Genomic DNA, 20,901 nt, shown 5'->3' with positions numbered 1-20,901 from the left:
TCGCGCCTTTTTTTATGCTCCAAGGCTGGGAGAAGCGCGGGTTTATCCCGTATGTGATGGTCAGGAGGTTCATGTGAACAAGTCGATGCTGGTTGGTGCTGTACTGGGTGCTGTCGGTGTGACTGCCGGGGGTGCTGTGGCCACCTACAGCCTGGTTAAAAGCGGCCCGGAGTACGCACAAGTACTCGCCGTTGAGCCGGTCAAGACGCAAATCAAGACTCCACGTGAAGTATGCAAGGATGTAACGGTCACCCGGCAGGCGCCGGTGAAAGATCAACATCAGATCGCCGGTACGGTGGTCGGTGCATTGGCGGGTGGATTACTGGGTAACCAGATCGGTGGCGGTACCGGCAAGAAGATCGCCACGGTCGCGGGTGCTGTTGGCGGTGGTTACGCCGGCAACAAGGTGCAGGAAGGCATGCAGGAGCGTGACACCTACACCACGACCCAGACCCGTTGTAATACGGTGAATGACATCAGCGACAAGGTTGTCGGTTACGACGTGCGCTATTCGCTGGACGGCAAGGAAGGCAATGTGCGCATGGATCGTGATCCGGGGAACCAGATCCCTGTGGATAAAGAGGGCAAGTTGATCTTGTCGGAGAATCAGCAGGCTCATTGATCCGCTGAAGTCAGATTCAAAAAGAAGCACCCTGCGGGGTGCTTTTTTTGTGTGCGCGACTTATGAGTTGCTGCAAACCCTCTGTAGGAGCGAGCCTGCTCGCGATGAACCTCAGAGCACCGCGGGGTGCCAGGCTTCCCGCGTTATCGTTGACGACCATCGCGAGCAAGCTCGCTCCTACAGTGGGATTGTGGTGTTTTGGAGGGCAAATTCCAGGCATAAAAAAAGCACCCCGAAGGGTGCTTTTTCTGTCGCTGGGCGCTTAGCGCTTCAGCGAGGCCGGCAGGTGCGGCTGGATCGCCGTCAGGACTGCCTTGAAGCATTTGGTGTTGCCGGCAACGACGTGGCCTTTTTCAAGGAAGTCGTGACCGCCGGTGAAGTCGCTCACCAGGCCGCCTGCTTCCTGGATCAGCAGGGCGCCTGCCGCCATGTCCCACTCGGACAGGCCCGACTCCCAGAAGGCGTCGAAGCGGCCGGCGGCCACGTAGGCCAGGTCCAGGCTCGCGGAGCCTGCGCGGCGGATGCCGGCAGTCTGGCCAACCAGGGCGCGGAACATGCCCAGGTAGTTGTCGAGGTTGTCCATCTGGTCGTCACGGAACGGGAAGCCGGTACCCAGCAGGGCGCCGTCGAGGCTGGTGCGACCGCTGACGCGCAGGCGACGACCGTTCAGTTGAGCGCCGCGACCACGGCTGGCGGTGAATTCTTCCTGGCGAACCGGGTCCAGAACAACGGCGTGTTCCAGGCGGCCACGGTATTTGCAGGCGATGCTGACAGCGAAGTGAGGAATGCCGCGCAGGAAGTTGGTGGTGCCGTCCAGCGGATCGATGATCCACAGGTACTCTTCGCCTTCGATGCCGGTGCCGGCGTGCATACCGGTTTCTTCACCCATGATCGAGTGGTTCGGGTAAGCCTTGCGCAGCGCGTCGATGATTTTCTGTTCAGCGGCGCGATCTACCTCGGATACGTAATCCTTGGCGTCTTTTTCGTCGACCTTGATGGTATCCAGGCGCTCGATGGAGCGGAAGATCAATTCACTGGCGCTGCGGGCGGCGCGCAGCGCGATATTCAGCATGGGCTGCATGGATGTGTCACCTAAGGTTGTTAAAGAAAGCCGGGCATTCTATCAGAAAGTTTCTACAGGAGAAGGACGACGTTCGCTTTCATGGCTTAACGGTAGTTTGAGCTGTAAGATTCTGCTCCCCCTATATATGTTCGAGAGCGCCTCCCTTGCTGCAAAACATTCGTGTCGTCCTGGTCAATACCAGCCATCCGGGCAATATCGGCGGGACTGCGCGCGCCATGAAGAACATGGGCCTGTCGCGGCTGGTGCTGGTCGAGCCTCGTCTGTTCCCGCACCACGAGGCCGATGCCCGAGCTTCCGGTGCCGGTGACATCCTTGAAAAAGCGCAAGTCGTCGCCACCTTGGAAGATGCCCTGGTCGGCTGCAACCTGGTGCTCGGCACCAGCGCCCGCGACCGGCGGATTCCCTGGCCGCTGCTCGATCCCCGCGAATGCGGCGCGAAAGTGGTCGAGGAAGCAGGGCAGGGGGCGGAAATCGCCCTGGTGTTCGGTCGTGAAGATTCCGGCCTGACCAACGAAGAGCTGCAGCGATGTCACTATCACGTGCACATCCCATCCGACCCTGAGTTCAGCTCGCTGAACCTGGGGGCGGCGGTGCAGGTGTTGAGCTATGAAGTGCGCATGTCCTGGCTGGCCGCGCAAGGTCAGCCAAGCAAGGTCGAGAAGGAAGAGGTGGCCTCGGTCAAAAGCGCCGAGCTGGCGACCATGGATGAGCTGGAGCGATTCTATGAACACCTGGAGCAGACCCTGGTGGCCATCGAATTCCTCGATCCGGAAAAGCCACGGCACTTGATGGCGCGCCTGCGCCGGTTGTACGGACGCAGCTCGGTCAGCCGGGCGGAAATGAACATTTTGCGTGGCATCCTCACGGAAACCCAGAAAGCGGCCCGTGGTGAGCTTCTAAAGCGGAAGGATTAATGATGTTTGAGCGTTTGCGTGAAGATATCCAGAGCGTATTCCATCGAGACCCGGCGGCGCGTAACGCTTTTGAAGTCCTGACTTGCTACCCGGGCATGCACGCCATCTGGATTCACCGTTTGTCGGCGGCCCTGTGGCGTGCGGAGCTGAAATGGCTGGCGCGGCTGGTGTCGAACTTCGGTCGCTGGTTGACCGGGATCGAGATTCATCCCGGAGCCAAGGTGGGGCGTCGTTTCTTCATCGACCATGGCATGGGTATCGTCATCGGTGAAACCGCCGAGATTGGCGACGACGTCACTATCTATCAGGGTGTGACCCTGGGCGGCACCAGCTGGAACAAGGGCAAGCGTCACCCGACTCTGGGTGATGGTGTGGTGGTCGGGGCGGGCGCGAAGGTGCTCGGTCCGTTCACTGTTGGAGCCGGCGCCAAGGTGGGTTCCAATGCCGTTGTGACCAAAGAAGTACCGCCGGGTGCCACTGTGGTGGGTATTCCGGGGCGAATCATCGTCAAACCCGACGAAGAGCAGGACGCCAAGCGCAAGGCCATGGCCGAGAAGATCGGCTTCGATGCCTACGGTGTGACTGAAGACATGCCGGATCCGGTGGCTCGTGCCATTAACCAGTTGCTTGATCACCTGCAGGCGGTCGATGGACGCCTGGAAGGGATGTGCGGGGCGTTGAAGGATCTGGGCAGTAATTACTGTGCCAAGGATCTGCCTGAGCTGCGCGAAGAAGACTTTGCCTGTGTGAAGGACAAGGATCAGAGCCAGGCCAGCTAGACGTTTTACCAGCATGCTCCCCACCCTGTAGGAGCGAGCATGCTCGCGATGGACCTGAGAACACCGCGGGGCGTCAGGCGCCCAGCGTTATCGTTGATGACCATCGCGAGCATGCTCGCTCCTACAGTACTGCTGGCTGTAACCGTCCAGCCTTTGTTATGATGCGGCCGCTCTTTTGCGGGTAAACCTGACTAAAGTACTAGGTCTTATAGTTGACTTAAATACTCGGGAATTGCATACTCGCCTCATTCCGAACTCCGTGGTAATTGTCCATGCGACTGACTACAAAAGGCCGATACGCCGTGACCGCCATGCTTGACCTGGCGTTGCACGCGCAGCACGGGCCCGTGTCCCTGGCCGATATCTCCGAGCGCCAAGGCATCTCCCTGTCCTACCTCGAACAGCTTTTCGCCAAGCTGCGCCGCAGCAACCTGGTGTCCAGCGTGCGTGGTCCGGGCGGTGGTTACCAATTGTCCCGCGACATGCAGGGCATCCAGGTCGCCCAGGTGATCGATGCGGTGAACGAATCGGTCGATGCCACCAAATGCCAGGGGCAGGGTGATTGCCATTCCGGCGACACTTGCCTGACTCACCACTTGTGGTGCGATCTGAGCCTGCAGATTCACGAATTTCTGAGCGGTATCAGCTTGGCTGACCTTGTGACTCGCCGTGAGGTGCAAGAAGTAGCCCAGCGTCAGGACCAGCGCCGTTGCAACAGCAAGGTGCCACGCCTGGACAAGATTGAAGCGTCCGCCGTCGAATGACAGCCAAAGAGCTAGCGGCACGCCAGCCAGCCTGATTTAGGAGATAGTCCATGAAATTGCCGATTTACCTTGATTACTCTGCGACCACCCCGGTTGATCCGCGTGTTGCGCAAAAAATGAGTGAATGCCTGCTGGTCGACGGAAACTTCGGTAACCCGGCGTCCCGTTCCCACGTGTTCGGCTGGAAAGCCGAAGAGTCCGTCGAAAACGCCCGTCGTCAGGTCGCCGACCTGGTCAACGCCGACCCGCGCGAAATCGTCTGGACCTCCGGTGCCACCGAATCCGACAACCTGGCAATCAAGGGTGCGGCGCATTTCTATGCCACCAAAGGCAAACACCTGATCACCACCAAGATTGAGCACAAGGCTGTCCTCGACACCATGCGCCAACTGGAGCGTGAAGGTTTCGAAGTGACTTACATCGAGCCTCGCACCGATGGTCTGGTCACTCCGGAGATGGTCGAAGCTGAACTGCGTGACGACACCATCCTGGTTTCGGTCATGCACGTGAACAACGAAATCGGCACCGTCAACGACATCGCGGCCATCGGCGAGCTGACCCGCGCCAGGGGCATCCTGTTCCACGTTGACGCCGCTCAGTCCACCGGCAAGGTCGACATCGACCTTTCGAAGCTGAAAGTCGACCTGATGTCGTTCTCGGCTCACAAGACCTACGGCCCTAAAGGTATCGGCGCACTGTACGTGAGCCGCAAGCCACGTGTTCGCATCGAAGCGACCATGCATGGCGGCGGTCACGAGCGAGGCATGCGTTCCGGCACCCTGGCGACCCACCAGATCGTCGGCATGGGTGAAGCCTTCCGCGTAGCCAAGGAAGACATGGCTGCCGAGAACGCGCGCATCAAGGCCCTGAGCGATCGTTTCTTCAAGCAGGTCGAGCACCTGGAAGAGTTGTACGTCAACGGCAGCCAGACCGCCCGCGTTCCGCACAACCTGAACCTGAGCTTCAACTACGTTGAGGGCGAGTCGCTGATCATGGCGCTCAAGGATCTGGCGGTATCGTCCGGTTCGGCCTGCACCTCGGCATCGCTTGAGCCTTCGTACGTACTGCGCGCCCTGGGCCGCAACGACGAACTGGCACACAGCTCGATCCGCTTCACCTTCGGTCGTTTCACCACCGAAGAAGAAATCGACTACGCCGCGCAGAAAGTCTGCGAGGCCGTAACCAAGCTGCGCGCTCTGTCGCCGCTGTGGGATATGTACAAAGACGGCGTCGATATCTCGAAGATCGAGTGGGCGGCACACTAACTATAGAAGCCGCCGGATACAGCTCCTGTAGCGACGCGGCGACTGACGCAGCGTAACTGCAGGGCCTCAAGAGCGGCCCTGATGAGTGAGGATTGAGAATCATGTCTTACAGCGAAAAGGTCATCGACCACTACGAAAACCCGCGCAACGTCGGCAAGATGGACGCGGAAGATCCTGATGTCGGCACCGGCATGGTCGGCGCTCCGGCGTGCGGCGACGTGATGCGCCTGCAGATCAAGGTCAACGACGCCGGCATCATCGAAGATGCCAAGTTCAAGACCTACGGCTGCGGTTCGGCTATCGCTTCCAGCTCCCTCGCTACCGAGTGGATGAAGGGCAAGACCCTGGACGAAGCAGAAACCATCAAGAACACCCAGCTGGCTGAAGAACTGGCCCTGCCGCCAGTGAAAATCCACTGCTCGGTACTTGCTGAAGACGCCATCAAGGCGGCTGTTCGCGATTACAAGCAGAAGAAAGGCTTGATCTGATTTTCGAGTTTTGGCGACGAGTAAGGAGTCACCGATGGCTATCAGCATGACAGAAGCGGCTGCTCGACACGTGCGGCGCTCCCTCGACGGGCGCGGCAAAGGTGAAGGGATTCGTCTGGGTGTTCGCACCACGGGCTGTTCCGGCCTTGCCTACGTGCTGGAGTTTGTCGACGAGGTGGTTGCAGAGGACCAGGTGTTCGAAAGTCACGGCGAAAAAGTGATCATCGACCCGAAAAGCCTGGCCTACCTGGACGGCACCGAGCTCGATTTCGTCAAGGAAGGGTTGAACGAAGGCTTCAAGTTCAACAACCCCAACGTACGCGGTGAATGTGGCTGCGGCGAAAGCTTCAACATCTGAGGCTTGTCGTGGGTACTCCTTGTCATTTCGCTTTATTCGAGCTGCAACCGGGTTTTAACCTGGACCTTGATCAGCTGGCTACGCGCTATCGCGAGCTGGCGCGCGGCGTTCATCCGGACCGCTTTGCCGACGCTTCCGAACGCGAACAACGGTTGGCCCTGGAGCAATCGGCGAGCCTCAACGAGGCCTACCAGACGCTCAAGAGTCCGCCCAAGCGCGCGCGCTACCTGCTCGCCTTGAATGGTGGCGAGCTGCCGCTGGAAGTCACGGTGCATGATCCGGAGTTCCTGCTGCAACAGATGGAGTTGCGCGAAGAGCTCGAAGACCTGCAAGGCAGTGCCGATCTGGCAGGTGTTGCAGTGTTCAAGCGCCGCCTGAAAGTTGCTCAGGAAAAACTGAACGACAGTTTCGCAGCCTGTTGGAATGATGCAGCGCAACGTGAACAGGCTGAACGCCTGATGCGGCGCATGCAGTTCCTCGACAAGCTCACCTACGAAGTGCGCCAGTTAGAAGAGCGCCTCGACGATTAACCCAGTGCCGCTCCGGTCGCACGCCTGATATACAGATAAGTCCTGATAACGATGGCCCTACTGCAGATCGCCGAACCCGGCCAAAGTCCTCAACCGCACCAGCGTCGTCTGGCTGTGGGGATCGACTTGGGCACTACCAATTCGCTGGTCGCTGCATTGCGCAGTGGTCTTTCCGAGCCTCTTGCCGATGCCGATGGGCGGGTTATCCTGCCGTCCGCTGTGCGCTACCACGCCGATCGCGTCGAGGTGGGCGAGTCCGCCAAGCTGGCTGCCGCCACCGATCCCTTGAACACCGTGCTGTCGGTCAAGCGCTTGATGGGTCGTGGTCTGTCCGATGTCAAGCAATTGGGCGAGCAACTGCCATACCGCTTTGTCGATGGCGAGTCGCACATGCCGTTCATCGACACGATCCAGGGCCCGAAAAGCCCGGTCGAAGTCTCTGCCGATATCCTCAAGGTCCTGCGTCAACGCGCTGAAGCGACCTTGGGTGGTGAGCTGGTAGGCGCGGTCATCACCGTTCCGGCCTATTTCGATGACGCTCAGCGTCAAGCCACCAAGGATGCGGCCAAGCTGGCCGGCCTGAATGTGCTGCGTTTGCTCAACGAGCCGACCGCAGCGGCGGTGGCTTACGGTCTTGATCAACACGCCGAAGGCCTGGTCGCCATTTATGACCTGGGCGGCGGCACCTTCGATATTTCGATTCTGCGCCTGACCGGCGGTGTTTTCGAAGTCCTGGCTACCGGCGGCGACAGCGCCCTGGGCGGCGATGATTTCGACCACGCGATCGCCGGCTGGATTATCGAGAGCGCCGGCCTGTCCGCCGACCTCGATCCAGGTGCGCAACGCAACTTGCTGCAAACCGCCTGTGTCGCCAAGGAAGCCCTGACCAACGCCGCGTCGGTTGAAGTCGCTTATGGTGCCTGGAAAGCCGAGCTGACCCGCGAAGCCTTCAATGCGCTGATCGAGCCGATGGTCGCCCGCAGCCTGAAAGCCTGTCGTCGTGCGGTGCGTGATTCCGCTATCGAACTGGAAGACGTGCACGCCGTGGTCATGGTCGGTGGTTCGACTCGCGTTCCTCGTGTTCGCGAAGCCGTCGCCGAAGCCTTCGGTCGCCAGCCACTGACTGAAATCGACCCGGATCAAGTGGTGGCCATTGGTGCTGCGATCCAGGCCGATACCTTGGCCGGCAACAAGCGTGACGGCAGCGAACTGCTGTTGCTGGACGTGATTCCGTTGTCCCTGGGTCTGGAGACCATGGGCGGCCTGATGGAGAAGGTGATTCCGCGCAACACCACGATCCCCGTCGCCCGCGCCCAGGACTTCACCACTTATAAAGACGGCCAGTCGGCCATGGCCATCCACGTATTGCAGGGCGAGCGCGAGCTGATCAGCGACTGCCGCTCCCTGGCACGCTTCGAATTGCGCGGCATTCCGGCGATGGTGGCCGGCGCGGCGAAGATTCGCGTGACCTTCCAGGTCGATGCCGACGGTCTGCTAAGCGTTTCGGCCCGCGAACTGGGTTCGGGCGTCGAAGCCAGCATTCAGGTCAAGCCATCTTATGGCCTGACCGACGGCGAAATCGCCAAAATGCTCAAGGACTCGTTCCAGCACGCCAATGACGACAAGGTTGCCCGCGTACTGCGCGAGCAGCAGGTCGACGCCCAGCGCCTGATCGAAGCGGTGCAGGCCGCTCTGGAGGCTGATGGCGAGCGTCTGCTCGACGCCGATGAGCGCATGGTCATCGAGCTGCAGGTGCAGGAATTGACCGAACTGATGAAAGGTACCGATGGTTACGCCATCGAGCAGCAGACCAAGCGTCTGTCGCAAGTGACCGACGCCTTTGCTGCCCGCCGCCTGGACTCGACGGTGAAAGCCGCGCTGGCGGGGCGCAACCTGAATGAGATTGAGGAATAACGATGCCGCAGGTCATTTTTCTGCCACACGAGAAGTTCTGCCCCGAAGGCATGGTTGTGGAGGCTGAGACCGGTACGTCCATCCTCGAACTGGCTCATGAGCACCATATCGAGATGGAAAGTGCCTGTGGCGGCGTCTGTGCGTGCACCACTTGTCACTGCATCATCCGCGAGGGTTTCGACTCGCTGGAAGAGGCCGACGAACTGGAAGAAGATTATCTGGACAAGGCCTGGGGGCTGGAAGCTCAGTCGCGCCTGGGCTGTCAGGCCAAGGTCGGGACTGAAGACCTGACCGTCGAAATTCCGAAGTATTCGCTCAACCACGCAGCCGAAGCACCACACTGATTCAAGGAATTGTCATGAAACTCAAGTGGACTGATGTGCTGGAGATCGCGATCCAGCTGGCAGAAAGCAAGCCCGACGTGGACCCTATGTCGGTCAATTTCGTCGATCTGCGTCAATGGGTGATGGAACTGCCCGACTTCGACGATATGCCTGAGCATTGTGGCGAAAAGATCCTGGAGGCCATTCAGGCCCACTGGATCGAAGAACGCGACTGAGCCACGCCGCAGGTTAGGCAATACCCGAGAACCCGCGTATAATTCGCGGGTTTAATTTTTCGTAAATTACCGTTTCTGGAGTTACACCATGGCTGTTCAACGTACTTTCTCCATCATCAAGCCTGACGCCGTTGCTAAAAACGTGATCGGCGAGATCACCACCCGTTTCGAAAAAGCAGGCCTGCGCGTTGTAGCTTCGAAACTGAAGCAACTGTCCAAAGCCGAAGCCGAAGGCTTCTACGCTGAGCACAGCGCTCGTGGTTTCTTCAACGACCTGGTTGCTTTCATGATCTCCGGTCCGGTTGTCGTTCAGGTTCTGGAAGGCGAAAACGCTATCGCTCTGAACCGTGAGCTGATGGGCGCTACCAACCCTAAAGAAGCTGCTGCCGGCACCATCCGCGCTGACTTCGCTGACTCCATCGACGCTAACGCTGTACACGGTTCGGACTCCGAAGCCGCTGCCGCTCGCGAAATCTCGTACTTCTTCGCAGCTACTGAAGTAACCACTCGCTAAGCATTGGCTTAAGAGTGAAGGTGAATCCATGACTACATCGACTGTAAAAACTAACCTGCTGGGTCTGACTCAGCTGGAAATGGAAAAATTCTTCGACTCAATCGGGGAGAAGCGTTTCCGTGCCGGTCAGGTAATGAAATGGATTCACCACTTTGGTGTCGATGATTTCGATGCCATGACGAACGTCAGCAAGGCCTTGCGCGAAAAGCTCAAGGCTGTTGCTGAAGTCCGTGGTCCGGAAGTGGTCAGCGAGGACATCTCCAGCGACGGCACCCGCAAGTGGGTGGTGCGCGTGGCGTCCGGCAGCTGCGTCGAGACCGTGTACATTCCCCAGGGCAAGCGCGGCACCTTGTGCGTTTCGTCCCAGGCAGGCTGTGCCCTGGATTGCAGTTTCTGCTCCACCGGCAAGCAAGGTTTCAATAGCAACCTCACCGCCGCCGAAGTCATTGGCCAGGTGTGGATTGCCAACAAATCCTTTGGCAGCGTCCCGGCAACCGTCGACCGTGCCATCACCAACGTGGTGATGATGGGCATGGGTGAGCCGCTGCTGAACTTCGACAACGTCGTCGCGGCCATGCATCTGATGATGGACGACCTGGGCTACGGCATTTCCAAGCGCCGTGTAACCCTGTCGACCTCCGGCGTGGTGCCGATGATCGATGAGCTCTCCAAGCACATCGACGTCTCCCTGGCGTTGTCCCTGCACGCACCGAATGACGCATTGCGTAACCAATTGGTGCCGATCAACAAGAAGTATCCGCTTAAGATGCTGCTCGAGTCGTGCCAGCGCTACATGTCGTCCCTGGGCGAAAAGCGTGTGCTGACCATCGAGTACACCTTGCTCAAGGACGTCAATGACAAGGTCGAGCACGCCGTGGAAATGATCGAGCTGCTCAAGAACATCCCGTGCAAGATCAACCTGATCCCGTTCAACCCGTTCCCGCATTCCGGGTACGAGCGTCCGAGCAACAACGCCATTCGTCGTTTCCAGGATCAGCTTCATCATGCCGGTTTCAACGTCACCGTCCGCACCACCCGTGGTGAAGACATCGACGCGGCCTGTGGTCAATTGGTAGGGCAGGTGCTGGATCGCACCCGTCGTAGCGAACGTTATATCGCCGTGCGTGAATTGAGCGCCGACAGCGATGTTGCTTCGGGCGCTGCGAACAACAACTGAGAGAGGATCTCTATGTCCCTGCGCTTTGCGCTGCTTTTGCTGTTGGCCAGCCTGTGTGCTGGCTGTGTGCTTTCGGGTGACTACAGCCCGATGAAGACCAGCAAGGGCCGTGATGAAGCGCGTGAGGCATATGTGCAACTCGGTATCGGGTATTTGCAACAGGGCATGACCGAGCGCGCCAAGATCCCGCTGAAAAAGGCCCTGGAACTGGATGGCGCCGACCCTGATGCCAACGCGGCGCTGGGGCTGGTGTTCCAGGCGGAAATGGAGCCGGAACTGGCCGACGAGCATTTTCGCAAGGCGCTGTCTTCCCGTCCCGCCGATGCACGAATCCTCAATAACTACGGCAGTTTTCTGTTCGAGCAGAAGCGTTACAAGGAAGCCTACGTGCGCTTTGAACAAGCGGCCGCCGATACCCTGTATCCTGAACGTTCACGGGTATTCGAAAACCTCGGCATGACCGCTTCAATGCTGGGAGAGCGTGAGCTGGCCCGGCAGCAACTGGAAAAAGCCCTGCGCCTGAACCGCCAACAACCTCGTGCATTGCTGGAAATGGCTGAGTTGTCTTACGAAGACAGGCATTATGTGCCCGCGCGTGACTACTACGATCGTTTTAGCCTGCTTGCCGAGCAAAATGCACGTAGTCTATTGCTCGGCGTTCGGCTGGCAAAAGTGTTTGATGATCGCGACAAGGCCGCCAGTGCAGGCCTGCAACTAAAACGACTCTATCCCGGTACGCCGGAATATCAGCAATACCTGTCGGAGCAATGATGAAAGCGGCGCATCCCGAAGTTGTAGCAGCGAATCGCGTTAACCCCGGTGAGACTTTGCGCCAGGCTCGCGAAAGCAATGGCTGGTCGCTGGCCGAAGTGGCCCTCAAGCTCAACCTCACCACCACTTCCCTGAGCAATCTGGAAGCCGGCGCTTTCGACAAGCTGCCTGGGCATACCTTTGCCCGTGGTTATATTCGCGCCTATGCCAAGTTGCTCGGCATGGACCAGGCGGTTCTGGTCCAGCAGTTCGATCAATCCACCGGTACCGATTCCCAGGGCAGCAGTGTTCATAGCCTGGGTCGTATCGAAGAACCGGTCCGGGTTTCCCACACCATTTTGCGAATTGTCAGCCTGCTGTTGCTGATCGCGGTGATCGGTGGCGGTTTTGTCTGGTGGCAGGACCAGACCTCGATGCGCACCAAGGACCTGATCGGTCTGGCACCGGAACACGTTGAAGTCGAAGGCGCCGACGGTACGACACAGATTCATCCGCTGGACGAGCCGGAAGACCAGGCTGTCGCGGAAGGCCAGACCGAAGGCGGAACCGCCCTCGCGCTGCCACAGGCCGACGCTCCGGCTGAAGCACCAGTGGAGGCCCAGGCGACTGCGCCAGCCACCCCGGCAGCGCCAGCTACGCCAGCCGCACCCGCTCATAATTCAGCGCCAGTCGTCGCAGCGCCTGTGACCCCGGCAACTCCGGCCCCGGCTGCTCCTGCCGCCCCGACCCCGGTGGTGACTGCGCCGGTCGCTCCTGTCGCTCCGGCACCTGCTCCCGCGGTAACCGCACCGGTGGCCGGCCAAGGCCAGGTTCAGGTGCAGTTCACTGCCGATTGCTGGACACAAGTGACCGACGGTAGCGGCAAGGTGCTGTTCAGCGGTCTCAAACGCAAAGGCGACAGCCTGGCAGTCAATGGCAAACCACCGTTTGCCGTGCGTCTGGGCTTTGCCCGTGGCGCTCAGGTCAGCTACAACGGCCAGCCGGTCGATGTCGCTCCGTTCACCAGTGGCGAGACTGCTCGCCTGAAGTTGGGTCAATAAGTCATGCACGGCGAATCTCCAATCAAACGTCGCGAATCTCGCAAGATCTGGGTCGGTAACGTGCCTGTTGGCGGCGATGCGCCTATCGCTGTGCAGAGCATGACCAACAGCGATACCAACGATGTCGCGGCCACTGTCGCGCAAATCAACCGCCTTGAAGCGGCCGGCGTCGATATCGTGCGGGTTTCCGTACCGGACATGGACGCCGCCGAAGCCTTCGGCAAGATCAAGCAGCTGGTCAAGGTGCCCCTGGTTGCCGATATCCACTTCGACTACCGGATCGCGTTGCGCGTAGCCGAACTGGGTGTCGATTGCCTGCGGATCAACCCGGGCAACATCGGCCGCGAAGACCGCGTGCGCGCAGTGGTCGATGCCGCCCGTGACCGCGGGATCCCGATCCGTATCGGCGTGAACGCCGGTTCCCTGGAAAAAGACCTGCAAAAGAAATACGGCGAGCCGACCCCGGCTGCGCTGGTCGAGTCGGCATTGCGTCACGTCGAGCACCTCGAGCGCCTGAACTTCCAGGATTTCAAGGTCAGCGTGAAAGCGTCCGACGTGTTCATGGCCGTCGAAGCGTACCGCCTGCTGGCCAAGGAAATCGTCCAGCCGCTGCACCTGGGCATCACTGAAGCCGGTGGTTTGCGTTCAGGCACGGTGAAATCCGCCGTGGGCCTCGGTATGCTGCTCGCCGAAGGGATTGGCGATACTATCCGCATCTCGTTGGCGGCCGACCCGGTCGAGGAAGTGAAGGTCGGCTACGACATTCTCAAATCCCTGCACCTGCGTTCCCGTGGCATCAACTTCATCGCTTGCCCGAGCTGCTCGCGGCAGAACTTCGATGTGGTCAAGACCATGAACGAGCTGGAAGGGCGCCTCGAAGATTTGCTGGTGCCGCTGGATGTCGCGGTGATCGGTTGCGTGGTCAACGGCCCGGGTGAAGCCAAGGAAGCCCATATCGGCTTGACCGGCGGCACGCCGAACCTGATTTACATCGACGGCAAGCCGTCGCAGAAACTGACGAATGACAATCTGGTGGATGAGCTTGAACGCTTGATCCGCCAGAAAGCGGCCGAAAAGGTCGAAGCCGACGCTGCCGTCATTGCGCGTGGCTGAGCCCGACTGAAGAGCCGAACGAATTTAAGGATTTAATGTGAGCAAGTCTCTGCAAGCCATTCGTGGCATGAACGACATCCTGCCCGAACAGACTCCCCTTTGGCGTCATTTCGAGGGCACCGTTTCGCGCCTGCTGGATAACTACGGTTACAAGCAGATCCGCATGCCGATCGTCGAGTTCACCGAACTGTTCAAGCGTTCCATCGGTGAAGTGACCGACATCGTCGAAAAAGAGATGTACACCTTCGACGACCGTAACGGCGACTCCCTGACCCTGCGCCCCGAAGGCACGGCGGCCTGTGTGCGCGCAGTGCTGGAGCACGGCATCACCGGCGGTGGTCAGGTGCAGAAACTCTGGTACATCGGCCCGATGTTCCGCCACGAGCGTCCGCAGAAAGGCCGCTATCGCCAGTTCCACCAGATCGGTGTCGAGGTGTTCAACCTCGACGGTCCGGACATCGACGCCGAACTGATCGTGCTGACCTGGCGCCTGTGGGGCGAACTGGGCATCCGCGATGCGGTGAAGCTCGAGCTCAACAGCCTGGGTACCAGCGAATCCCGCGGCCGTTATCGTGAAGCGCTGGTCGAGTACCTCTCGGCGCACATGGACAAGCTCGACGAAGACAGCCAGCGTCGCCTGAAAACCAACCCGCTGCGGGTTCTTGATACCAAGAACGCCGATACCCAGGCGGTATTGGTCGATGCGCCGAAAATGGCCGATTACCTCGACGAAGAATCCCGCGTGCATTTCGAGGGCCTCAAGGCTCGCCTGGACGCCGCCGGCATTCCTTACGTGATCAACCCGAAGCTGGTTCGCGGGCTGGATTACTACAGCAAGACCGTTTTCGAATGGGTCACCGACAAACTCGGCGCCCAGGGCACCGTGTGCGCTGGCGGCCGTTATGACGGTCTGGTGGAGCAAATGGGCGGCAAGCCGACCGCCGGCGTTGGTTTTGCCATGGGCATCGAACGCCTGGTGCTGTTGCTGGAAACCCTGGAGCAGATCCCGCAAGAGATCTCCCGTCAGGTCGATGTCTATCTCTGCGCCTTCGGCGAAGCCGCCGAACTCGCCGGCCTGACCCTGGCGGAGCGCGTGCGTGATCAGTTGCCGAACCTGCGCCTGCAAGTGAATGCCGGTGCCGGCAGTTTCAAAAGCCAGTTCAAGAAAGCCGACAAGAGCGGCGCATTGTATGCGCTGATCCTCGGTGACGACGAAATGGCCCAGCAAGTGGTAGGTTTCAAACCCCTGCGTGGCCAGGGCGAACAACAAAGCATTGCCTGGGATGCGCTTGCAGCACACCTGGCCACCTGCGTCGTGCAGGGTTGAAGCTGTCTAAACAGCCGAATTAGCGATTAAGGAGTATTGGGGTGTCGAGTACCGAAGACGAACATGTGGCGGAATTGAAGGAATGGTGGTCTCGCAACGGTAAGCCCCTGGTTACTGGCGGCCTGTTTGCGCTGGTCATCGTGTTCGGCTGGCAGGCGTTCCACAAGTATCAGAGCAATCAGTCGCAAGGCGCCTCGATTCTCTATCAGCAATTGCTCGAAACCACGCTGACGCCTGACGGCAAGCCTGATGCGGCCCGTGTTTCGGACCTGGCCGGCAAGCTCAACAGCGAGTTCGGCGGCAGCGCCTACGCGCAGTACGGCAGCCTGTTCGTCGCCAAAGTGGCGGTCGACAGCGGCAAGCTGGACGACGCGGCCAGCGAGCTCAAAGCCATCGTCGACAAGCCGGCCAACCCGGCGCTGGGCGAAATCGCCCGTCAGCGTCTGGCCCAGGTACTCGGTGCGCAGAACAAGGCCGACGAAGCGCTGAAACTGCTCGAAGGCGATGCCGACAAGGCATTCCTGGCCACTCGTGAAGAGCTCAAGGGCGACCTGCTGGTGCAGTTGGGTCGTACCGATGAGGCGAGCGCGGCGTATCAAAAAGCCAAGGCGGCACTGTCGGATGAAGCGGCGGTCGGTGGCCTGCAAATCAAGCTGGACGACCTGGCCAAAGGGGATGCGTGACGTGATTCGTTGGAAACATGCAGCATTGCTGGCTCTGGCCCTGATGGCCGCGGGTTGCAGCAGCAACAGCAAAAAAGAATTGCCTCCGGCCGAACTGGTCGACTTCAAGGAAGAAGTGGTTCTGCACAAGCAGTGGAGCCGTTCGATCGGTGACGGTCAGGGCGAAACCTACAACATGCTGGTTCCGGCCATCGATGGCGATACCATCTATGCCGCCGACGTCACTGGCGTGTTGATGGCGATGGACCGCAACACGGGCGACGTCAAATGGAAGAAAGATCTTGAGCTGCCTGTCTCTGGCGCCGTTGGCGTAGCTTACGGTCTGGTCACCATCGGTACGCTCAAGGGCGAAATCGTTGCCCTGGACGCCATCAACGGTGAAGAAAAGTGGCGCGCTCGCGTGTCCAGCGAAGTACTGGCACCGCCAGCCAACAACGGTGACGTTGTGGTGGTGCAGACTCAGGACGATCGTCTGATCGGCCTGGATGCTTCCACCGGTAATCGTCGCTGGATCTATGACAGCACCCCTGCGGTACTGACCCTGCGTGGTACCAGTGCGCCGATCGTGACCAACCGCCTCGCGGTGGCTGGCCTGTCGACCGGTAAAGTGGTTGCCGTGGATATCTCCAACGGCGTACCGGTGTGGGAACAGCGCGTAGCGATCCCGCAAGGTCGCTCGGAGCTGGAGCGCGTGGTCGATATCGACGGTGGCTTGTTGCTGTCGGGCGAGACGCTGTATGTCGCCAGCTATCAGGGGCGCGTTGCCGCTCTGGACCTGCAAAGCGGCCGTCAGCTCTGGCAGCGTGATGCTTCCAGCTACGCCGGTGTCGCCCAGGGTTTTGGCACCGTATATGTGAGCCTGTCTTCGGGTACCGTTGAAGGCGTCGACGAGCGTTCCACCACAGCCTTGTGGAGCAACGATTCGCTGGCCCGTCGTCAACTGTCGGCCCCGGAAGTGTTCTCCAGCTACGTTGCAGTCGGTGACCTGGAAGGTTACCTGCACCTGCTGAGTCAGGTGGACGGTCGTTTCGTCGGCCGCGAGCGCATCGACAGCGACGGCCTGCGTGCCCGTCCGCTGGTGATGGGTGACACGATTTATGTGTATGGCAACAGCGGCAAACTGGAAGCCCTGACCATCAAGTAAGAACTATGCTTGGGGTTAACCACCCCCGGCTGCTTCACCGTTTGTAAGAGTGTAGGAGCGAGCTTGCTCGCGATGGACGTCAACGATTACGTTGGCAATCTGGATTAACGCGGTGTCTTTGCGTTTTTCGCGAGCAAGCTCGCTCCTACAAAAAAGCACACGGTGATTGCCCCGAGCACCAGCCGCTGCCTCGCAGCGGCTTTTGTATTTTCTGAAATAACGAAGTGGAGAGCCGCATGGTTCCCGTAATCGCCCTGGTGGGCCGACCCAACGTCGGCAAGTCCACCTTGTTCAACCGCCTGACCAGGACTCGTGACGCCATCGTTGGCGACTTGTCCGGTCTGACCCGTGATCGCCAGTACGGTGAGGCCAAGTGGCAAGGGCGTTCCTACATTCTGATCGACACCGGCGGTATCTCCGGTGACGAGCATGGTATGGACGAAAAGATGGCCGAGCAGTCGCTGCTGGCCATCGAAGAAGCGGATGTCGTTCTGTTCCTGGTAGATGCCAAGGCCGGTTTTACCGCCGCCGACCAGATGATCGCCGAGCATTTGCGCAAACGTAACAAGCGTTCTCACGTGGTGGCCAACAAGGTCGACAACATCGACCCGGAAATGGCCCGCGCAGAATTCGCCCCGTTGGGCATGGGCCATGCGATCCCGATCGCCGGCGCCCACGGCCGTGGTATCACCCAGTTGCTGGAAGCGGCACTGAGTGAATTCCCGCGAGACGATGACGAGCCGCAGGAAGGTGAAGAGGAAGAGATCGTCGCCGAAGGCGAGGAAGCCAAGCGCATCCCTGGCCCAAGCGAAAAAGACGGGATCAAGATCGCGATCATCGGCCGGCCGAACGTCGGCAAGTCGACGCTGGTCAACCGCATGCTCGGCGAAGACCGGGTAATCGTCTATGACCAACCCGGCACCACCCGCGACAGTATCTACATCCCGTTCGAACGTAATGACGAGAAGTACACGCTGATCGATACCGCCGGTGTGCGCAAGCGCGGCAAGATCCACGAAGAAGTCGAAAAGTTCTCCGTGGTCAAAACCCTGCAGGCGATCAAAGACGCCAACGTGGTGATCTTCGTGATGGACGCCCGCGAAGGCGTGGTGGATCACGATCTCAACCTGCTGGGCTTCGCCATTGAGTCGGGTCGTGCGCTGGTGATCGCGATCAACAAGTGGGACGGCATGACGCCGAGCGAGCGCGACTTCGTGAAGGTCGAGCTGCAACGTCGACTGTTCTTCGTTGACTACGCCGATATCCACTTCATCTCGGCCCTGCACGGCACTGGCGTGGGCAACCTCTACGCGTCGGTACAGAACTCGTTCAAGTCTGCGGTTACCCGTTGGCCGACCAGCCGCCTGACCCAGATCCTCGAAGACGCGGTCAGCGAGCACCAGCCGCCGATGGTTAACAGCCGCCGGATCAAACTGCGTTATGCCCACCTCGGTGGCGCGAACCCGCCGATCATCGTGATCCACGGCAACCAGATCGAGAAGGTGCCGAAGTCCTACGTGCGTTACCTGGAAAACACCTATCGCCGTGTCCTGAAGCTGGTCGGTACGCCGATCCGCATCGAGTTCAAGGGCGGCGAGAACCCGTACGAAGGCAACAAGAACACGCTCACGGACCGCCAGGTCAACAAGAAGCGTCGTTTGATGTCGCACCACAAGAAGGCCGACAAGAAGCGTCGCGACAAGCGCTGATTCAGGTTTTTCCCGTGGGAAGAAGAGGGCGCCGATGGCGCCCTTTTTCATGCCTGCGGTTTGGGCTATCCTCGGACTCCCCCGCGCCGCCGTAGAGCCGGGTGTAGAGCAGGGAACCACCGATGATCACCAGCAAGCTGCCGAATGTCGGCATCACTATTTTCACTCAGATGTCTCAGCTCGCGGCACAGACCGGCGCGCTCAATCTGTCCCAGGGCTTTCCCGATTTCGCGGCCCCGCAGGCCCTGTGCGATGCGGTCGGCCGACATATCGCCAGCGGCCATAACCAGTACTCGCCAATGACCGGGCTGCCGGTGTTGCGTCAGCAGATCGCGGCGAAGATCGCCCGCAGTTATGGCGCGCAGGTGGATGTGGATACTGAAGTGACGGTTACCCCCGGCGCGACCGAGGCGATTTTCTGTGCCATTCAGGCGGTTATCCACAGCGGTGATGAAGTCATTGTGTTTGACCCGGCATACGACAGCTACGAGCCCTCGGTAGAGTTGGCCGGTGGTCGTTGCGTGCACGTGCAACTGGGCCTGAACGATTTCAGTATCGACTTCGAGAAGCTTGCCCAGGCACTGAGCCCGCGCACGCGGATGATCATTCTCAACTCCCCGCACAACCCTAGTGGTGCGCTGATCAGTCGTGCCGAACTCGATCAGTTGGCAGCGTTGATCCGTGATCGCGATATCTATGTGATCAGCGACGAAGTCTACGAGCACCTGGTGTATGACGGCGTGCCCCACGTCAGCGTGCTGGCTCATGAAGAGCTGTATCAGCGTGCTTTCGTGGTCAGTTCGTTTGGCAAGACCTACCACGTCACCGGCTGGAAAACCGGCTATGTGGTCGCACCACCGGCCCTGACGGCGGAATTGCGCAAGGTGCACCAGTACGTCAATTTCTGTGGTGTGACGCCGCTGCAATATGCCTTGGCCGATTTTATGGCCGAGCATCCTGAGCACGTCGAAGAGCTGCCGGCTTTCTATCAGGCCAAGCGTGATCTGTTCTGCGATCTGCTGGCACCGTCGCGTTTCAGCTTCACCCGGGTGACCGGCACCTATTTCCAGCTGGTCGATTACTCGCGGATCCGTCCGGACCTCAATGACGTCGAGATGGCCCTGTGGATGACTCGCGAGCATGGCGTGGCCAGTATTCCGATCTCGGTGTTCTACCAGACTCCACCAGAGGGCCAGCGCCTGGTGCGGCTGTGCTTTGCCAAGCGTGAGGAGACCCTGCGTGAAGCGGCGGAAAAACTATGCGTGATCTGAGTGCATTGCCCAATCTGAACGTGGCGCTGATCCAGACGTCCCTGGCCTGGCACGACCGTCAGGCCAACCTGGAGCATTTCGAGCCATTGCTGGAACAGGCTCGCGGCGCTGACCTGATCATTCTGCCGGAGATGTTCACCACCGGTTTTTCCATGGAGTCCGAGACCCTCGCTGAAGCGGAAAACGGCCCGACCAGCAAATGGCTGCGGGCTCAGGCGGCGCAGCTTGATGCGGTGATTACCGGCAGCGTGATCGTCCAGGCAACCGACGGCAGTCATCGCAATCGCTTGCTGTGGGCGCGCCCGGATGGCGAGGTGTTGCATTACGACAAGCGTCACCTGTTCCGCATGGCCGGTGAACATAACCACTACACCCCCGGCGAGCGCCAGGTGCAGTTCGAGCTCAAGGGCTGGCGAGTGCGGCCGCTGATTTGCTACGACTTGCGCTTCCCGGTGTGGAGTCGTGACGCCCAGGATACAGATCTGCTGCTGTACACCGCCAATTGGCCAGGCGCCCGGCGCCAGCACTGGAATCGCTTGCTGCCTGCGCGGGCGATCGAGAACCTGTGCTATGTGGCGGCAGTGAACCGTATCGGGACCGACGGCAAAGGCTTTGCCTACACCGGTGACAGCCAGGTGCTGGATTTCCAGGGCGAGACGTTGCTCAGTGCCGGGGAGGCTGACGGGGTGTTCAAGGTGGTGCTGGATGCTGCGGAACTGGCAGCCTATCGCACGCGGTTTCCGGCGAATCTGGATGCGGATACCTTCGAGTTCACCTGAAATCTTTACTGTCTGACAGGGCCTCTTCGCGGGGCGCCCCCCCCCCCCCAGATGGGGTTTGTTGGCGCGGGGGGGGGGGGGGGGGGGGGGGGGGGG

The 20,901-nt window shown here is 59.8% G+C and carries 23 protein-coding genes; 22 read left to right on the top strand and 1 reads right to left on the bottom strand.

Annotated elements, in window-relative coordinates:
- Positions 1-73: 73 nt before the first annotated feature.
- Positions 74-622 carry a glycine zipper 2TM domain-containing protein gene (locus ACCD00_RS00115; protein WP_085717085.1) on the top strand — a complete coding sequence of 183 codons (549 nt, stop codon included), beginning with the start codon at positions 74-76 and terminating at the stop codon, positions 620-622.
- Positions 623-884: 262 nt separating this feature from the next.
- On the opposite strand, the gene suhB is transcribed toward ACCD00_RS00115, so the two are convergent.
- Positions 885-1,703 carry an inositol-phosphate phosphatase gene (gene suhB, locus ACCD00_RS00110; protein WP_007982736.1) on the bottom strand — a complete coding sequence of 273 codons (819 nt, stop codon included), beginning with the start codon at positions 1,701-1,703 and terminating at the stop codon, positions 885-887.
- Positions 1,704-1,849: 146 nt separating this feature from the next.
- Here suhB and trmJ point away from each other — a divergent pair, with 146 nt between their 5' ends.
- The 21 genes from trmJ (at position 1,850) to ACCD00_RS00005 (ending at position 20,805) form a co-directional block, all read left to right on the top strand.
- Complete coding sequence (trmJ, locus tag ACCD00_RS00105) at positions 1,850-2,620, top strand: tRNA (cytosine(32)/uridine(32)-2'-O)-methyltransferase TrmJ (protein WP_085715829.1); 771 nt, start codon at positions 1,850-1,852, stop codon at positions 2,618-2,620.
- Positions 2,621-2,622: 2 nt separating this feature from the next.
- A complete protein-coding gene (gene cysE / locus ACCD00_RS00100) occupies positions 2,623-3,399 on the top strand; it encodes a serine O-acetyltransferase (RefSeq protein WP_413420847.1) in 777 nt (258 codons plus the stop codon).
- Between the two features lie 272 nt (positions 3,400-3,671).
- Positions 3,672-4,163 carry a Fe-S cluster assembly transcriptional regulator IscR gene (gene iscR / locus ACCD00_RS00095; protein WP_007982741.1) on the top strand — a complete coding sequence of 164 codons (492 nt, stop codon included), beginning with the start codon at positions 3,672-3,674 and terminating at the stop codon, positions 4,161-4,163.
- Between the two features lie 50 nt (positions 4,164-4,213).
- Complete coding sequence (locus tag ACCD00_RS00090) at positions 4,214-5,428, top strand: IscS subfamily cysteine desulfurase (protein WP_413420845.1); 1,215 nt, start codon at positions 4,214-4,216, stop codon at positions 5,426-5,428.
- Positions 5,429-5,529: 101 nt separating this feature from the next.
- Positions 5,530-5,916 (top strand): Fe-S cluster assembly scaffold IscU, encoded by a 387-nt coding sequence (gene iscU / locus ACCD00_RS00085; protein WP_007982746.1) that lies wholly within the window; start codon positions 5,530-5,532, stop codon positions 5,914-5,916.
- Between the two features lie 34 nt (positions 5,917-5,950).
- Entirely contained in the window at positions 5,951-6,274 is a 324-nt protein-coding gene (iscA, locus tag ACCD00_RS00080) for an iron-sulfur cluster assembly protein IscA (protein ID WP_003227904.1), read from the top strand.
- A gap of 8 nt (positions 6,275-6,282) precedes the next feature.
- The gene (gene hscB / locus ACCD00_RS00075) at positions 6,283-6,804 is read left to right on the top strand and encodes a co-chaperone HscB (RefSeq protein WP_413420843.1); all 522 of its coding nucleotides are present in this window, start codon (positions 6,283-6,285) and stop codon (positions 6,802-6,804) included.
- Between the two features lie 51 nt (positions 6,805-6,855).
- Positions 6,856-8,718 carry a Fe-S protein assembly chaperone HscA gene (hscA, locus tag ACCD00_RS00070; RefSeq protein WP_413420841.1) on the top strand — a complete coding sequence of 621 codons (1,863 nt, stop codon included), beginning with the start codon at positions 6,856-6,858 and terminating at the stop codon, positions 8,716-8,718.
- Between the two features lie 2 nt (positions 8,719-8,720).
- A complete protein-coding gene (gene fdx, locus ACCD00_RS00065; RefSeq protein ID WP_085715824.1) occupies positions 8,721-9,062 on the top strand; it encodes an ISC system 2Fe-2S type ferredoxin in 342 nt (113 codons plus the stop codon).
- 14 nt (positions 9,063-9,076) lie between these two features.
- Positions 9,077-9,277, top strand: a complete 201-nt coding sequence (gene iscX, locus ACCD00_RS00060) for a Fe-S cluster assembly protein IscX (protein ID WP_413420839.1) — start codon at positions 9,077-9,079, stop codon at positions 9,275-9,277.
- Between the two features lie 88 nt (positions 9,278-9,365).
- Positions 9,366-9,791 carry a nucleoside-diphosphate kinase gene (gene ndk, locus ACCD00_RS00055; RefSeq protein WP_007903599.1) on the top strand — a complete coding sequence of 142 codons (426 nt, stop codon included), beginning with the start codon at positions 9,366-9,368 and terminating at the stop codon, positions 9,789-9,791.
- A gap of 28 nt (positions 9,792-9,819) precedes the next feature.
- A complete protein-coding gene (gene rlmN, locus ACCD00_RS00050; protein ID WP_008020261.1) occupies positions 9,820-10,968 on the top strand; it encodes a 23S rRNA (adenine(2503)-C(2))-methyltransferase RlmN in 1,149 nt (382 codons plus the stop codon).
- 12 nt (positions 10,969-10,980) lie between these two features.
- The gene (pilW, locus tag ACCD00_RS00045; RefSeq protein WP_413420836.1) at positions 10,981-11,739 is read left to right on the top strand and encodes a type IV pilus biogenesis/stability protein PilW; all 759 of its coding nucleotides are present in this window, start codon (positions 10,981-10,983) and stop codon (positions 11,737-11,739) included.
- Positions 11,739-12,779: a RodZ domain-containing protein gene (locus ACCD00_RS00040; RefSeq protein WP_413420834.1), complete on the top strand. Its 1,041-nt coding sequence runs from the start codon at positions 11,739-11,741 to the stop codon at positions 12,777-12,779. The genes pilW and ACCD00_RS00040 overlap by 1 nt, the downstream gene beginning before the upstream one ends.
- A gap of 3 nt (positions 12,780-12,782) precedes the next feature.
- Positions 12,783-13,892, top strand: a complete 1,110-nt coding sequence (gene ispG, locus ACCD00_RS00035; protein ID WP_003185136.1) for a flavodoxin-dependent (E)-4-hydroxy-3-methylbut-2-enyl-diphosphate synthase — start codon at positions 12,783-12,785, stop codon at positions 13,890-13,892.
- A gap of 37 nt (positions 13,893-13,929) precedes the next feature.
- On the top strand, positions 13,930-15,219 hold the full coding sequence (gene hisS / locus ACCD00_RS00030; protein WP_413420832.1) for a histidine--tRNA ligase: 1,290 nt from the start codon (positions 13,930-13,932) through the stop codon (positions 15,217-15,219).
- Positions 15,220-15,260: 41 nt separating this feature from the next.
- Positions 15,261-15,902, top strand: a complete 642-nt coding sequence (locus ACCD00_RS00025; protein WP_413420830.1) for a YfgM family protein — start codon at positions 15,261-15,263, stop codon at positions 15,900-15,902.
- Positions 15,895-17,046, top strand: coding sequence for an outer membrane protein assembly factor BamB (gene bamB, locus ACCD00_RS00020; protein WP_413420828.1), 1,152 nt, complete (start codon positions 15,895-15,897; stop codon positions 17,044-17,046). The genes ACCD00_RS00025 and bamB overlap by 8 nt, the downstream gene beginning before the upstream one ends.
- Positions 17,047-17,282: 236 nt before the next feature.
- A complete protein-coding gene (der, locus tag ACCD00_RS00015; protein ID WP_413420826.1) occupies positions 17,283-18,755 on the top strand; it encodes a ribosome biogenesis GTPase Der in 1,473 nt (490 codons plus the stop codon).
- Between the two features lie 122 nt (positions 18,756-18,877).
- Complete coding sequence (locus ACCD00_RS00010; protein WP_413420824.1) at positions 18,878-20,026, top strand: pyridoxal phosphate-dependent aminotransferase; 1,149 nt, start codon at positions 18,878-18,880, stop codon at positions 20,024-20,026.
- Positions 20,014-20,805, top strand: a complete 792-nt coding sequence (locus ACCD00_RS00005; protein ID WP_413420822.1) for an amidohydrolase — start codon at positions 20,014-20,016, stop codon at positions 20,803-20,805. The genes ACCD00_RS00010 and ACCD00_RS00005 overlap by 13 nt, the downstream gene beginning before the upstream one ends.
- Positions 20,806-20,901 lie beyond the last annotated feature (96 nt).

Origin of the sequence: Pseudomonas sp. Pseusp3, assembly GCF_047304225.1 — a bacterium.
In the GTDB taxonomy this organism is placed as follows: Bacteria; Pseudomonadota; Gammaproteobacteria; order Pseudomonadales; family Pseudomonadaceae; genus Aquipseudomonas; species Aquipseudomonas fluorescens_CD.
Note: the sequence above shows the minus strand (reverse complement) of the source record. Positions and strands in the feature narration are given on the sequence as shown.